Annotated in this window: 15 protein-coding genes; 7 read left to right on the top strand and 8 right to left on the bottom strand. The window is 59.4% G+C overall.

The genetic code is table 11. From position 1 onward, the window contains the following. Positions 1-23: 23 nt before the first annotated feature. Entirely contained in the window at positions 24-626 is a 603-nt protein-coding gene (gene msrQ / locus JK208_RS01725; protein ID WP_211574108.1) for a protein-methionine-sulfoxide reductase heme-binding subunit MsrQ, read from the bottom strand. Next, complete coding sequence (gene msrP, locus JK208_RS01720) at positions 626-1564, bottom strand: protein-methionine-sulfoxide reductase catalytic subunit MsrP (protein ID WP_211574107.1); 939 nt, start codon at positions 1562-1564, stop codon at positions 626-628. Before msrP ends, msrQ begins: the two co-directional genes overlap by 1 nt. 80 nt (positions 1565-1644) lie before the next feature. Between msrP and JK208_RS01715 the strand changes: the two genes are divergently transcribed. Then, positions 1645-2517, top strand: coding sequence for an NAD(P)-dependent oxidoreductase (locus JK208_RS01715; RefSeq protein WP_194261579.1), 873 nt, complete (start codon positions 1645-1647; stop codon positions 2515-2517). Between the two features lie 68 nt (positions 2518-2585). After that, on the top strand, positions 2586-3194 hold the full coding sequence (locus JK208_RS01710; RefSeq protein ID WP_211574106.1) for a superoxide dismutase: 609 nt from the start codon (positions 2586-2588) through the stop codon (positions 3192-3194). Positions 3195-3280: 86 nt separating this feature from the next. Here the strand turns inward: JK208_RS01710 and yajC are convergent, their stop codons facing one another. Then, positions 3281-3625: a preprotein translocase subunit YajC gene (yajC, locus tag JK208_RS01705; protein ID WP_099285371.1), complete on the bottom strand. Its 345-nt coding sequence runs from the start codon at positions 3623-3625 to the stop codon at positions 3281-3283. A gap of 119 nt (positions 3626-3744) precedes the next feature. Between yajC and JK208_RS01700 the strand changes: the two genes are divergently transcribed. Further along, the gene (locus JK208_RS01700) at positions 3745-4623 is read left to right on the top strand and encodes an ATP-binding protein (protein ID WP_211574105.1); all 879 of its coding nucleotides are present in this window, start codon (positions 3745-3747) and stop codon (positions 4621-4623) included. A gap of 53 nt (positions 4624-4676) precedes the next feature. Beyond that, complete coding sequence (locus JK208_RS01695) at positions 4677-5132, top strand: hypothetical protein (protein WP_211574104.1); 456 nt, start codon at positions 4677-4679, stop codon at positions 5130-5132. Positions 5133-5177: 45 nt separating this feature from the next. Here JK208_RS01695 and JK208_RS01690 read toward each other — a convergent pair whose 3' ends face one another. Continuing rightward, on the bottom strand, positions 5178-7628 hold the full coding sequence (locus tag JK208_RS01690; protein ID WP_211574103.1) for a TonB-dependent receptor domain-containing protein: 2451 nt from the start codon (positions 7626-7628) through the stop codon (positions 5178-5180). A 253-nt stretch (positions 7629-7881) separates the two neighbouring features. On the opposite strand from JK208_RS01690, the gene JK208_RS01685 reads away from it, so the two are divergent. Next, positions 7882-9051 carry an aromatic ring-hydroxylating dioxygenase subunit alpha gene (locus JK208_RS01685; protein WP_211574102.1) on the top strand — a complete coding sequence of 390 codons (1170 nt, stop codon included), beginning with the start codon at positions 7882-7884 and terminating at the stop codon, positions 9049-9051. Between the two features lies 1 nt (position 9052). Further along, complete coding sequence (locus JK208_RS01680; protein WP_211574101.1) at positions 9053-10057, top strand: bifunctional GNAT family N-acetyltransferase/(deoxy)nucleoside triphosphate pyrophosphohydrolase; 1005 nt, start codon at positions 9053-9055, stop codon at positions 10055-10057. Here the strand turns inward: JK208_RS01680 and JK208_RS01675 are convergent. Next, positions 10054-10944: an SMP-30/gluconolactonase/LRE family protein gene (locus tag JK208_RS01675; protein ID WP_211574100.1), complete on the bottom strand. Its 891-nt coding sequence runs from the start codon at positions 10942-10944 to the stop codon at positions 10054-10056. The two genes, JK208_RS01680 and JK208_RS01675, sit on opposite strands and share 4 nt — an antisense overlap. Before the next feature lie 99 nt (positions 10945-11043). Here JK208_RS01675 and JK208_RS01670 point away from each other — a divergent pair, with 99 nt between their 5' ends. Next, entirely contained in the window at positions 11044-11814 is a 771-nt protein-coding gene (locus JK208_RS01670; RefSeq protein WP_211574099.1) for a molybdopterin-binding protein, read from the top strand. Positions 11815-11859: 45 nt separating this feature from the next. On the opposite strand, the gene JK208_RS01665 is transcribed toward JK208_RS01670, so the two are convergent. From JK208_RS01665 to JK208_RS01655, 3 genes are all read right to left on the bottom strand, one after another. Continuing rightward, positions 11860-12834: an acetyl-CoA carboxylase carboxyltransferase subunit alpha gene (locus JK208_RS01665; protein WP_099285566.1), complete on the bottom strand. Its 975-nt coding sequence runs from the start codon at positions 12832-12834 to the stop codon at positions 11860-11862. Positions 12835-12896: 62 nt separating this feature from the next. Then, positions 12897-13820 carry a tyrosine recombinase gene (locus JK208_RS01660; RefSeq protein WP_211574098.1) on the bottom strand — a complete coding sequence of 308 codons (924 nt, stop codon included), beginning with the start codon at positions 13818-13820 and terminating at the stop codon, positions 12897-12899. 10 nt (positions 13821-13830) lie between these two features. Then, the gene (locus JK208_RS01655) at positions 13831-14220 is read right to left on the bottom strand and encodes a hypothetical protein (RefSeq protein WP_211574097.1); all 390 of its coding nucleotides are present in this window, start codon (positions 14218-14220) and stop codon (positions 13831-13833) included. Positions 14221-14236: the final 16 nt, after the last annotated feature.

Below are 14236 nucleotides of genomic sequence, written 5' to 3'. Positions count from 1 at the left end.
ATGGGCTCTGGTTCAGAGCCCGCTTATCTCCGTTTTTCAGGCAGGACACGACACAACAGAAGCAGTGCAAGACCAGCCAGATACGGCGCGGAGACAGCGTTCAGTGTCTTGAACGACAGAAAGAAGTGGATGCCCGCCAGAACTGCGGCCAGGTAGATCAGCCTGTGCAGCACCTTCCAGCGCCGCTTCATCAGGCGCATCGAAAACGCATTTGAGGTCAGCGCGAGGGGGACCAGCAGAAGCAGCGCGCTCATCCCGAGAATAATGAAGGGGCGGCGCGTGATGTCTATCCACAGGACGCCCCAGTCAAACCCGTGATCCAGACCGATATAGGCCAGCACATGCAGACTGGCGTAGAAAAACGCCAGTAGCCCTGTGAGGCGTCGGTATCGGAGCAGGTTGATGCCCGCAAAGCGTTTCAGCGGAGCCAGCGCCAGACAGGCCAGCAGAAAGCGGAAGGCCCAAAGCCCCAGTGACCGCTCGAACACATTGACCGGATCGGCACCAAGCGCCCCATGTTGCCCCTGCCAGACGAGCCATGCAGCCGGGATCATGCCGATCGGATACAGAATGACGCGCCAGTGTCGTTTTACGGCTCTTAAGGCGGACGCAGGGTCTGAGGACATCAGAAGTTTTTCCGCAAATCCATGCCGCGATACAGATCCGCCACCTGTTCGCCATATCCGTTGAACATCAGCGTCGGCTGCCGTGTAGCGCCGAACAGGGAATGTGCGCCTATGACGCGCTCTGTCGCCTGACTCCAGCGGGGATGATCGACCTGCGGATTGACGTTGGCATAAAAGCCGTATTCATCGGAAGCGAGACGGTTCCATGTCGTCGGCGGTTCGTGATCCAGCAGGCGAATGCGCTGGATGGACTTGATGCCCTTGAAACCATATTTCCACGGGACGACCAGACGAATGGGCGCGCCATTCTGGTTCGGAAGCGTTTCGCCATAAACGCCGAGTGCAAGCAGCGTTAGAGGATTCATGGCCTCATCCAGACGCAGACCCTCCACATAAGGCCACTGAATCCCCGACAGACCATCGCTCTGTCCGGGCATCTCCGACGGGCGCAGAACGCTCTCGAAAGCGACATGGGTGGCGCGTGGATCGGGATCGGCATCCTTCAGCAGGCTCGCAAGCGGAATACCGTCCCACGGAATGACCATGGACCACGCCTCGACGCAGCGCATCCGGTAAATCCGCTCTTCCATCGCTGCAGAACGCAGAAGCTGCTCGACATCCAGACGGACGGGCTTGCGGACGAGGCCTGTAATTTCCAGCGTCCATGGGAGCGGATGGAAATCCTGGGAGCGGGCCGCAGGATCAGCCTTGCCCATCCCGAACTCGTAAAAATTATTATAATGAGTCACGTCTTCGTGTGGCGTCGGCGTCAGATTACCGGAATACGGACCCGGATGTGTCTGGAGGGAGGCAGCCTTTGCCGTAGTGGCAAGCGCGCTCAGGGCTACGGCACCGCCGATCAGAGCGCGTCGGGAAAGATAGGCTTCTTTCGGCGTAATCTCGGACGGCTGGGGTCTGGGGTACTGAAAAAGTGCCATGATCAATTTCCGGACTTTGAGAAACTCTGGCACCTATGATGCGTGAGTCTGTCGTAACGCATCATAAGGAGCCAGTATCCATGCCCCGTCCTAAAATCGGTTTTATCGGCTACGGCGCGATGGCTCAGCGTATGGGCGCCAACCTGCGAAAGGCTGGCTACCCGGTTGTGGCGTTCGCGCCTTCAGGCGGCAAGGACGAGACGGAGATGCTGCCCTCACCCCGCGCAATTGCCGAAGCCGCTGAGATCATCATTTTCTGCGTGCCGAACGATGCAGCGGAAATTCAATCCCTGTCTGGCGAAAACGGTGCGCTTGCCGCTCTGACGGCTGACAAGCTTGTCCTCGATACCTCCACCGTCTCGCCGGATCAGGCGGACGCTTTTGCAAAACTTGCCGTCGAACATGGCTTTTCCCTGCTTGATGCGCCTATGTCCGGCAGTACGCCGGAAGCCGAAAGCGGCGATCTGGTCATGCTGGTGGGCGGTGACGAATCCGTGGTGAAGCGGGCCCAGCCGGTTCTGGACGTCATTGGCAAGCTGACGATCCATGCTGGTCCAGCGGGTTCTGCGGCGCGCCTGAAGCTGGTTGTGAATGGTGTGATGGGCGCGACGCTCAATATCGTGGCTGAAGGCGTGTCTTACGGTCTTGCCGCCGGACTGGACCGCGATGTCGTGTTCGAGACGCTGCAACAGGTGGCGGTCGTCAGCCCGCATCACAAGCGCAAGCTGAAGATGGGCCAGAACCGGGAATTCCCGTCGCAGTTCCCCACGCGCCTCATGTCCAAGGACATGGGACTTCTGCTGGATGCCGGTCGCAAGGTCGGCGCGTTCATGCCGGGCATGGCTGTTGCCGATCAGGCACTGGCCCTTTCAAACCGTCTGCATGCGGATGAGGATTACTCGGCCCTCATCGGTGCGATGGAACACAGCGTTGCCAATCTTCCTCATAAATGAGAACGATACGCGGGAGCGACCGTCCCTGAGGGCGGTCACCTCGCCTTATTCTGCCAAGGAGTGACATCATGGCTTTCGAACTTCCCACCCTGCCCTACGCCGAAAATGCTCTCGCCGATGCCGGCATGTGCCAGGAAACGCTGGAACTGCACCACGGCAAGCACCATCAGGCCTATGTCACGGCTCTGAACGGTTTCGCGGAAAGCAAACCGGAACTGGCTGGCAAGACGCTTGAGGAGATCGTTACGTTCTCCTACGGCAAGCCTGAAATCGCGCCGGTCTTCAACAATGCGGGCCAGCACTGGAACCACGTCCTGTTCTGGAAGAACCTCTCCCCGAAGGGCGGCAAGATTCCGGCTGGTCTGGAAAAGAAAATCGCTGAAGACTTCGGCTCCGTCGACGAGTTCAAGAAGCTCTTCAAACAGGCCGCCACGACGCAGTTCGGTTCGGGCTGGGCCTGGCTGGTACTGGACAAGTCCGGCAAGCTGGCCGTGACAAAGACGGCAAACGGCTCCAACCCGTTGGCCGAAGGTCAGGGCAAGGCCCTGCTTGGCCTCGACGTCTGGGAACACGCCTACTACCTCGATTTCCGCAACCGCCGTCCGGACTATGTCACGAACTTTCTGGACAAGCTCGCCAACTACGAGTTTGCGGAAGCTGAACTGAAGTCTGCCTGATCCCTTTTCGGGTTCATCAGATCAAAAAAAGCCCCGTCCGGTTTCCCGGGCGGGGCTTTTTCGTGAACGGCTCTGCAAGTTCCAGTTCAGGAATCGTTGGCTGGCTTTTCACGCGACGTAATATTCGTGATCGTGCTGCGAACGATTTTCACGCGCACGCCCTGAGCGATCTCGACATCCACTTCATCGCTGTCATCGCGGGTCGCCTGCACGACGCCGACGATGCCACCGGCCGTCACAATCCGGTCGCCGCGACGCAGGGAGCCCTGCTCGTCACGCAGTTTGCGCGCGCGCTGCTGCTGGGGACGGATCAGCAGGAAATAGAACACCACGAAGATGAAAATCATCGGGGCGAACTGAAGCACCTGCGGGTTGGAGAGCAGACCACCACCATCGGCGGCCTGGGCGGAAGAAATGAACAGACTGCTCATGGATGTCAGGGTCCAGTCTTGAGTGAAGCTGGCGGGGACCATATCGTCCGGGGGCTGCCCGTCAAGCGTGGCGCCGATGTCTTTTGATCTCAACTTCTTTCAGAGCGGAACCCTTTTCCATGACCGACCACGCCCTGCTCAGCGCTCTCGAACGTATTGCCGCCAGTCTGGAGCGCATGAGTCCGCCTCCGCCGAGCGCGGATATCCTGCACAAACATGACGCCTTTCTGTGGCAGGCCGCGCTGGGCGTACTGACTCCGGTTGAGAAGGTTTCGGGCGTGCCCCTGTCCCTGCTTCAGGGCGTGAAGCGTCAGATGGATCAGGTTATGGCCAACACGCGGAATTTCGCGGAAGGCTTCAGCGCCAACAACGTCATGCTCTGGGGCGCGCGCGGTATGGGGAAATCTTCGCTCGTGAAAGCCTCCGTTGCAGCGGTGAACGCGGAGCAGCGTGCGAAGAACGGCGGAACACTGGCCCTGATCGAGATCCAGCGTGACGAACTTGCGTCCCTGCCAAAACTGCTGGCTGTCCTGCGGACCACTAAACGCCGCTGCATCCTGTTCTGCGATGACCTTTCGTTCGAAAGTCAGGACGCGGATTACAAATCTCTCAAATCCGTGCTCGATGGTGGCATCGGCGGTCGGCCCGAGAACGTCCTGATCTACGCCACGTCCAACCGGCGACACCTGATGCCGAGGGAGATGATCGAGAACGAGACGGGCAGCGCGATCAATCCATCCGAGGCGATTGAGGAAAAGGTCTCGCTTTCGGACCGGTTTGGTCTTTGGATCGGACTGTATGGCGCAACGCAGGACGATTATCTGGCGATCGTCGAGGCTTATGCGGCTTATTACAAGCTGCCGGTTCCGCGCGAGGAACTGCGGCGGAAGGCATTGCAATGGGCCATGGCGCGCGGCAGCCGGTCCGGCCGCGTGGCCTCGCAGTTCATCAGCGATCTGGCTGCGGAACTAGGTGTAACACCCGAACAGGATGCCTGAATTTTACGGTTATTTTTACTAGCACAAAACATTGAAGATACGAGAGTAATAATATGATCATCCTGATGATAATCGCCGCATTCTTTCTGGCTTATGCCGCCCCAGATACATCCATCGGCAGAATCTGTCGTGATAGACTTGTGACGCGCCCCTGCAGATGGGTGAGAGAGTTTCCTTACACTTTAGGAATGCTCGCGTTGGTAACTATTCTGTTTGTAAGTTGTGCCACATGGCTGCTGGGGCATGATGGTTTTGCCAGCAGTATGCGGATGGCTCCCGATTTGCTGACTTTTGCGACCAGTTTTGAAGTGACGTCCTTTATCGAAGCAGCATCCAGCATTGCGTTCATGGTGCTGACGACAAGCATAGGGAAAAACATGCTGGTTCTGCGGCAGCTGTTCCGACGGACAGCGCAACGCGGCAGGCGCATGGTGAGCGCAGCCCGCGCATGCCTGAAGGGCCGGAATACAGATGACCCTGACCCGGCACTTCTTTCAGCTTATGCCTAACGATGAAAGCAGGCGGACCGAAGCGCCGCCTGCCTTGCCCGTCGGTCAGAACGACGCGCTGACGGTGCCGAAGAATTCACGGACGGGGCCGCGTTCCATGGACTGATAATCGCCGACAGCGGGGTTGTCGTTCTCACCCATCATGGAGATGTATTTGGTGTTGAACAGATTATAGACATTGAAGCTCGCCGTGACGTCCTTGAGAACGCTGAGCTTGCCGAAACGATACTGCGCACCGGCGTTAGCCAGCCAGTAGCCGCCGATCGAGGTGTCGTTCATGAAGCTGTAATAGCGGCGGCTGTAGTAGTTCGCATCAAAATGCGCTGTCATGCCCTTCCAGCTATAGGCAACGGACGTTTTGTACATCCATGCCGGATAGTTGACGATATTCTTGCCAGCCAGCGCGTAATAGCCGCCGACCGTATCGACGTTTCGGTCGTAGGTGCCTTTGTTGTAGCTCAGATTGTTGCTGATGCTCAGACCGTCGATCGGCGTGATGGTGATGTCACCATTGGCACCCGTCATGGAGATATGGCCGAAATCAATGACCTGCGAGACCGGGTTGGTCAAGGAGCCAACGGCTGCGGCCAGGATCGGGTGGATCAGGCTGGCGTGATAGACCGTCGCGTTCACCTGAAGAAGCTTCGACGAATAGCGGTAGCCACCGAGATAGACCCAAGCCTTTGACGGTTCGAGAGACTTCTTTTGCGCCTGGAACGTCGCCTGATCCTGCACGGAATAGACCGAGTTTGCGACACCATAGGCCGAGACCTCGTAGGCGCGCATGTTCTCGGCCACGTCAACATAGATCTCGTGGTGGCGGTTGATGTGCCAGTCCAGATTGACATGTGGCAGGAAGGCCTGAGACGCCGTCAGCGATCCGTTCGGCAGGGCGTCAGCACCCGTCCAGTCAGCATTATTATACTGTGCGCCGCCGGATGTGGTGGCGGTCATGGATTTGAACCCGGCGTGCAGTGTCAGACCTTCGGCCAGCTGGATGCTGTCCTGAAGGTGAAACTGCATGACATTGGTGTTCCACTGGAAGTTGTAACCTTCCAGATAGGCCGGGCCGTAAACATCATAAGGTCCAACGGCCTTGAGCGGTGCGCCCTGCCCCAAGATCGGCTCGCGGTAATTGAAGAGCCCGGCCTGCTGGTTGTTGTTCTCGTACCAGACACCGCCTTCAATCGTATGGCGACCCCATTTGTAGCGCAGGCTGGTATCGAAGCCGTAGCGTTCCTGACGGTTCTGCCAGACTTCCTCGGAAAGAGGCGCACCGCCCTCAACCTGATCGTCGGGGTCGCTGTCGGTATAGCTGTAATAGCCAGTCTGGCTATGACCGTAGATCGTACTGTTCCAGGTTAGATGGTCAGTGAGGGCAAGGTCGAAATGCAGACCGCCCATGTAATTGGTTTCGGCCTGACCGCCATCATACATGGCGATATTGGAGCCATCGATACCGGGAACACTGTCATAACCCGCCGGATAGGGGCGCGTGCCGTTGGCGATGCCGTAAGCCAGCGCGTAATTCGGATAAAGATGCGGTGTGCGCCAGCCGAGATTCTTCAGAATTCCGATGGACGTATCGGGATAGTTCCACTGGGCAAGGCTGGACCAGTTGAAGAAAGCGGACATGCGGCTGCGTTCGTTGATCGGCTGTACGAGTTTCGCATCGACCTGCTGCATGAACTGGTCGCCGCTACCCATCCACATGCCTTCGTCGGTCCGGGCATAGGAGGTGTAGAGCTTCGTGCCGGTCTGGTTCAGCTTGCCGGAATCCAGCCGGACATAGGTGCGATAGGAGCCATAGCTGCCAAAGGACTGGCTCACCTTGCCGCCGCGTTTGTCGTCGGGGTCCGAAGAGCCGATTTGGATCGTCCCGCCCAGCGTGTTCATGGAAGGCAGCTCAACAGACCCTGCGCCCTGCGACATCCGCATGGACTGGATGTCGTCTGGAATAATGGCGGAGGCCAGGCTCATGCCGCTGACGGACTGGTAAGTCTGATCGTTCAGGGGAACGCCATCCACCGTCACGCCCATCTGGTTCATGAAGAAGCCACGGACGTAGAGATTAGCGCCGAAACTGTCGATGCCGAACGGATCGGTGGAAGTGAAGCTCACGCCCGGCGTACGGTCCAGCATCTTGTAGGCGCTGGTTCCGGGAACATACTGGCGCATGATGGCTTTCGAGACAGCCTGCTCGGCATCACGACCCGTCAGCTGCCGTCCCGTAACAGCGACGCTTTCGGTCGCGCGGGATTCCAGAACCTCGGTCTTGCGACGGGCCGGTGCGGCACGTTCCGCGCTCTTCCGTGCAGATGCGCCAGAAACAGCTTTCGGAGTTGTTCTCGGGGCATGATGCTTCGCCGGGTGTGCAGACACCGACACCGGTGAAGCATCATCGGCCGCCGGAAGAGGCTGATGCCCTGCCGCCAGAGCAGACTGGCGGACTGCGAACAGTGCGATGGAGGACAGCAGCAGGGATCTGGTTCGCACCGTGGACGAAACTCCGGAATCTAGGTTTTGTGAACTTTGGGAAGCGGTCTCCTAAACGTGCCTGCACACTGCGAAAAGCGCCAGCATTGCTAGATGATGTTTCAATGACACGAAAAAGGTGGTTTTTGTGCCGCATGTTGCGGGAAAGACGCGCTCTGTGAGAGTGAATGATCGCTTCCTGTGGTGGGGCTTTGCCTGTTAGGTTTGTTCTCAGCAAAACGATGTCGCGGTTTCATCACGGATCAGGATACTCATGTCGCAGACGCTTTCTGTCTCTTCTGCTGTCGAAAACTCTTCTTCGGACACGGATCGGGTGATCGACCCGAATATCGGCGAATATTCTCCCGTGGAGGATGTGGTCCGCAAGACAGGAGATCTGCGGCGCGTCCTGTCCAATCCCGATTATTGGTATCCGGTCGCATGGTCGCGTGAACTCAAGCGCGGCAAGACGATTGGCACGCGCTATGCCGGACAGCCGATCGCACTCGTGCGCCCGATGGATGGCAGCGTTTTTGCACTGGAGGACCGCTGCGCGCATCGTCAGGTGCCGCTCAGCCTCGGCAAGGTCAGCGGTGAAGCAGTTCAGTGCTGCTATCACGGCTGGGCTTATGGCCGTTCGGGGCGGTGCATCGATGTGCCGTATCTGGGCAAGGGCAAGCTGCCGAACGGCGTGCGGACCTATCCGTGCCGCGAGGAAGGCGGCCTGATCTTCATTTTCCCGGGCGATCCCGCGAAAGCCGAAAGCACACCATTCCCGCAGATGGGTTCGGTCGGCAATCCCGAATACAAGACGCGCCGCTTCGGCGAGACGGTCGCGTGCCATTACAGTTTCATGCATGAAAACCTGATGGATATGAACCACCAGTTCATGCACATGAAGCAGATGGGCCAGATGAAGCCCCGCTTTCTGGGCGGGCGGGACGAACCCACACTGGTCGAAGCGCGCTATAGTTTTGCCCGAACCGGCGGCAAGCAGCCCTGGGGTGAGACGTTCATTTTCGGTGAACGCCGGGATGCGAGCGAAAAATACGCTCATAAAGACGTCATGACGATCCGGACGGAATATCCGTACCAGACACTTCGCATCGCAACGGGCGACGAACCGCCGGTTATGGATCTGTGGATCGTCTATGTCCCGCAGGATGCGGAACAGAAGACCTGCCGCGTCTTCGGACTGCTTTCGATCCGTCGCCCGAAGGCGAAGCTGGTTCTGGACATCGCGTGGCCGTTCCTCGTCGCGTTCACGGAGCGGATCTTCAAAGAAGACCGGGACATCGTGGAACTGGAACAGGCTGCGTGGAACGAACAGGGCGGCGACCGCAATCAGGAAGTTTTCCCGGTCATCAACATGCTGCGTCGGCTTCTGGCCCGGTGCGGCGTTCCAGCCGACAAACCTACAGAACAGCAGGTTTCACAATCCTGACATGACACCTGAACTCAAGGCAGGGGGCCTCGTTCTGCGCGCCCTGCAGCCGGAAGACGCCCCGGCCGTCCATCGTCTGATCAATGACTGGAGCGTCGTGCGGATGCTCAGTCGCCTGCCCTTTCCGTATCCGCGCGATCTGGCGGAACAGTGGATCGACTCCACACGTCATGACAGCACGCAGGGCAGCGCCCATCATTTCGCCATCACCCGTGATGGATCGCTTCTGGGCGCGATCGGTCTTGTTCTGTCTGATGACCGGCGTTTCGGATCGCTGGGATACTGGATGGCTCCGAGCGTCTGGGGACAGGGCCTGACCACTCAAGCGGCCCGGCGTGTGATCGAATGGGGACTGACGGTTCTGCGTCTGGAGAAAATTACTGCGGACGCAGCGCAGGACAATGCGGCCTCTATTGCGGTTCTTGGCAAGCTCGGTTTTGCAAAGACGGGCACGTCCAGCCGACGCTTCGTGTCGCGCGGACAGGATTGTCCGATTGATCTGTTCGAATTGTCCCGGACAACATTTCTTTCTGAAGTGCCAGAGCCGGTTGAGGCTCCTGTGCAGCAGACCGAAGTGACTCTTGCCGTTGTGGAAGCGCCCAAGCCGCGAACGCTGCTGGTCGTGGCAGCCGCACTTCTGGACGCACAGGGACGGATTCTTCTCGCCAAAAGACCGGAAGGCAAACGTCTGGCGGGGCTATGGGAATTTCCCGGCGGCAAAGTCGAACGCGATGAGACGCCGGAACAGGCGCTGATCCGGGAAATGCGTGAGGAACTCGGACTGGATCTGACCGGCTCCTGTCTGGCACCCTTCACGTTCGTCAGCGAAAATGCCGGGCCGTTTCATCTGCTGATGCCACTATATGTGGTGCGGCGCTGGCGGGGCGTTCCCACCCCGCGCGAAGGCCAGACGCTGGAATGGGTTTCGGCATCGGATCTGGGTCGTTATCCTATGCCGGACCCGGATCTGCCCCTGATCCCACTTTTGCAGGAACTTCTGGGCTAGTTCAGACGGAAGACCTGCTGGGGCGCTCCCGCAACATCCGTGCGGAACACGAACAGAGACCCGGCCTGCGGCTCCTTCGCCAGCGTATCGGCATCCAGTCCTTTGCGGGCCGTTGTCACGAAAACAGTCTTCAGGTCGTCTCCTCCGAACGCAACCTTGGTCACGTTTGTAACCGGCATGAAAATGGACGGCAGTGCCGTGCCATCCGGCCTGAAACGCATCACGCGCGAACCACCCCACACGCCGCACCAGAGCGTGCCCTCGCTATCGGTCACAATCCCATCGGGATATCCCTGTTCCAGCCGCGCAAAAACCCGCTCGTTTGCGAGTGCGCCATCGGGCTGAATGTCAAAAGCATAAATCGTCTGTTCCGGGCTGTCGCAGACATAGAGCGTCTTTCCGCAGGGGGAGACGGCAGGGCCATTGGAGACGGTATAGCCTTCATCATGATGCGTCACGTTCAGGGCGGCCCCTTCGTGCACAACGCGATAGATCGAGCCGGAAGGCTGTTCCTCGCCATCATCCATCGTCCCGAACCAAAGTCGCCCCTGCGGATCGACACAGCCGTCATTCAGACGATTGCCGGGTTTCTCAGGCTCAACGAGTTTGTGATCCGAAAAAGTGCCGTTCTTCGGATCGAAACGGCGCAGACCGTCAGGCATGCCCGCAAGGAATGTCCCATCTTCGACCGGCAGAAGAAAGGCCACACGGTCCGGCGCGCTCCAGCTTTCATGAGCTCCCGTCGCGGGTGTGAAACGGTGAATTCTCGCCTCGGGGATATCGACGAAATAAAGGGACTTTTCGCTGGAAATCCAGACCGGCCCTTCCCCCAGTGTTGCATGCAGATCCAGGAGGCATTCGGGCTGATGAAGCGGGCTGCTGGTCATGGTTCCTCCTGATGAAAACCAAAATTCGGGGTAGGTTTGTTCTCGACAACGCGGGACGACCCGTTACGTTCTGTGGCGAAGACTATCAGGAGCGGACACATGCTTCAAAAAACTGCCTGTTTTCTCGTCATCGGCAACGAGATCCTCTCGGGACGCACGCAGGACGCGAATACGCGCGTTCTGGCTCAGGCGCTCAATGCGCAAGGCATCCGGCTCATGGAAGTCCGTGTCATTCCCGATATTGCGGAACGGATCATTAGTACGGTTCGTGAATGCAGCGCGGCTTTCGATATCGTGTTTACGTCCGGCGGAATCGGGCCGACGCATGACGACATCACCGCCGAATGCGTGGCCACGGCCATGGGCGCCCCGCTGGTTCGTCATGAAGAAAGTTTCCGTCTGCTGGAAGCGGCGCTGGGGGCGGATCGCTTCAACGCAGCCCGGCAGCGCATGGCCTATCTGCCGGAAGGGTCAACACCCATCCTCAACACGGTGTCCGTGGCGCCCGGTTTCAGCATCGGTAATGTGCATGTGATGGCCGGGGTGCCGTCGATCTTTGCGTCCATGGTCGCATGGCTGGTGCCGCAGATGGAAAAGGGCGCCCCTCTCGTTTCCGCAAGCTGGTATGCTGCGGGATTGAAGGAAGGGGATTTCGCCTCTGATCTGGCGACGTTGCAGGAAGGCTTTCCGACGATTGATCTGGGGTCCTATCCCTATCACCTGCCAGACGGAGCAAGTGGCGTGGCTCTCGTAGCCAAGGGCTATGACAGCGAGATTGTCGGGAAAGCCGCGCAGGCGATTCATGATCTCATCATGGCGCATGGGCGCGAGCCGCTGGCAGGTGAACCTCCGCACAGGCAGACAGTCTGAAAACACAAAAGCCGCTGCGAAGGAGCAGCGGCTTTCAGGAAGACCTCAGTGCAGAGGAGTGCGGGTCATGGACAGGAACTTGTCCCGACGTTTCTGGATCAGCGCCGGACCTGTCAGGCCTTTGAGGGTCTCGAGTTCTTCGGAAATCGCATTTCCGATCGCCATGACGGCTTCTTCCGGCGCACGCTGGGCGCCGCCGATGGGCTCAGGGACGATCCGGTCGATCAGGCCAAGGGACTGAAGATCCTGCGCGGTGAGCTTGAGAGCCTCGGCAGCGGCAGGGGCCAGCTTCGGATCACGCCACAGAATGGAGGCCGCAGCTTCCGGCGAGATCACGGAATAGATCGAGTGTTCGAGCATCAGGATGCGATCACCCGCACCAATGGCGATGGCACCACCCGAACCGCCTTCACCAATCACGGTCGCGATCAACGGTACGGGAGCCTTGAGGCACACGTCGATCGACTTTGCGATGGCCTGAGCCTGTCCCCGCGCTTCAGCATCGATTCCCGGCCACGCACCGGCAGTGTCGATAAAGCTTAGGACCGGCAGACCAAAACGTCCGGCCATTTCGATCAGGCGCTGCGCCTTACGATAGCCTTCGGGGCGGGCCATACCGAAATTGTGCTTCAGGCGCGTCTCGGTGTCGTGACCACGCTCGGTCCCGACGATAACGACAGGCTCTCCACGGAAACGGGCCAGACCACCGATCATGGCATCATCGTCACCAAAAGCGCGGTCGCCGGACAGGGGTGTGTAATCCGTCGTCAGCAGACGCACATAATCCAGAGCCTTGGGGCGCTGGGCGTGACGGGCCACCTGCACTTTCTGCAGCGGCGTCAGCTTGGAGTAAGTCGAGCGGAGCTGCTTGTCGGCCTTTTCGGACAGACGGGCAATCTCGTCATCGATATTGATGCCGCTGGTGCCGGAGGCCTTGCCCTGGCTGCCCATCTGGCGGAGTTCGTCGATTTTGGTCTCGAGTTCGGCGACCGACTTCTCGAAATCTAGGAATTGGCGCATGGCCGCCCGATAGCACGCCTGCGCGCCGGGAAACAGTCCCTGCGACAGGCGGAATGTTTCTGTCAGTCTTCCGCGCGTTCAGACACGCCTTTACGGGCCAGCGGATGATGCGCGCTCACAGCCTGTCGCAGGCGCTCCGACATGACCTGCGTATAAATCTGGGTCGTGGCGATATCCGCATGCCCCAGCAGCATCTGAAGCGCCCTCAGATCGGCCCCATGCGCCAGAAGATGACTGGCAAAAGAGTGCCGCAGAACATGCGGACTGACGCGGTCGGGATCTACTCCGGCCTTTAGGGCGCAGGCGAGCAGGATCTTGTCAAATCCCTGTCGCGTCAGCGGTTTTTGCGGATTACGCCCCGGAAAAAGCCACGGACTGCCGAGGTCGCGATCGAAATGCACAAGCTGGTCGGCCGCCTCACGCGCAGTTTGGGACAGAGGCACCAGACGCTCCCGGCCACCTTTGCCCCGCACCAGCAGCATGGGGCCACGCACATGCACACAGGTCGCGGGCAAAGCGAGCAGTTCGGAAATGCGCAATCCGGTCGTGTAAAGCAGTTCCAGCGCGGCCCGAGAGACGATATCCCGACGTTCGTTTTCGTGCCCTCGCGTACCGACCTCAAGCAGAAGGCGGATTTCTGCCTCGTCGAGCGGTCTGGGTAAAGAGGACGCGACCTTCGGAGCCTGCTGCCGTTCGGTCGGGTCATCTTCCCGCACCGACTCGAGCATCAGGAAACGATAGAACTGGCGCAGGCAGGACAACCGCCGTGCCGCCGTCCGTGCCGCCAGACCGGCGCGGGACAGTTCAGCCAGATAGGACTGAACCTCCCTCCCTTGAGCGTCGCAGAGGGACACGGGTGCGCAGTGCGCTGCGAAATCGGCAAGATCGGAAGCATAGGCCTGCCGGGTTTTCAGGGCCGCCCCGCGCTCGGCGGCCAGCATCTCAAGGAAAGCCTCGACATGTCTGCGGTCACCAGAGCGCGGCATGATGGCTTGATCAATGCGCGGGAGCGGAAGCCGGAGGAGCAGGCATGGACTGCACCGGGGCGGCCTTGGGAGCAGGCATCGTCGGCAGCGGAGTCGAAGGCGTCAGGGGCGCAGCGGCGGGAGCAGCAACCGGGGCTGCCGGAGTCGTGCCAGAAGCGGCAACAGGTGCGACATGCGTCTGGGTCGTCGGCACAGGCGGCATTGCCGGCAGTTCGGCCTGTGGCGCGGCGGAGCTTGCAAAAGCAGCGCCTGACAGATCCTTGTGCACCATGGTCTGTTCCGGCGGGGTAGCGGTCATGCCCAGACGCAGGAACGCTCCGCCAGCGCCCAGAACGAGAAGGACGGCAACAGCTCCGCCAATGAACGGCAGGCGGAAAATGGAACGATCGATATTGGCCATGAACTAAGGTCTCGAA

Origin of the sequence: Gluconobacter sp. Dm-74 (assembly GCF_018256135.1) — a bacterium.
Classification (GTDB): Bacteria; Pseudomonadota; Alphaproteobacteria; order Acetobacterales; family Acetobacteraceae; genus Gluconobacter; species Gluconobacter cadivus.
This window is presented reverse-complemented; position numbering and strand designations above follow the sequence as displayed.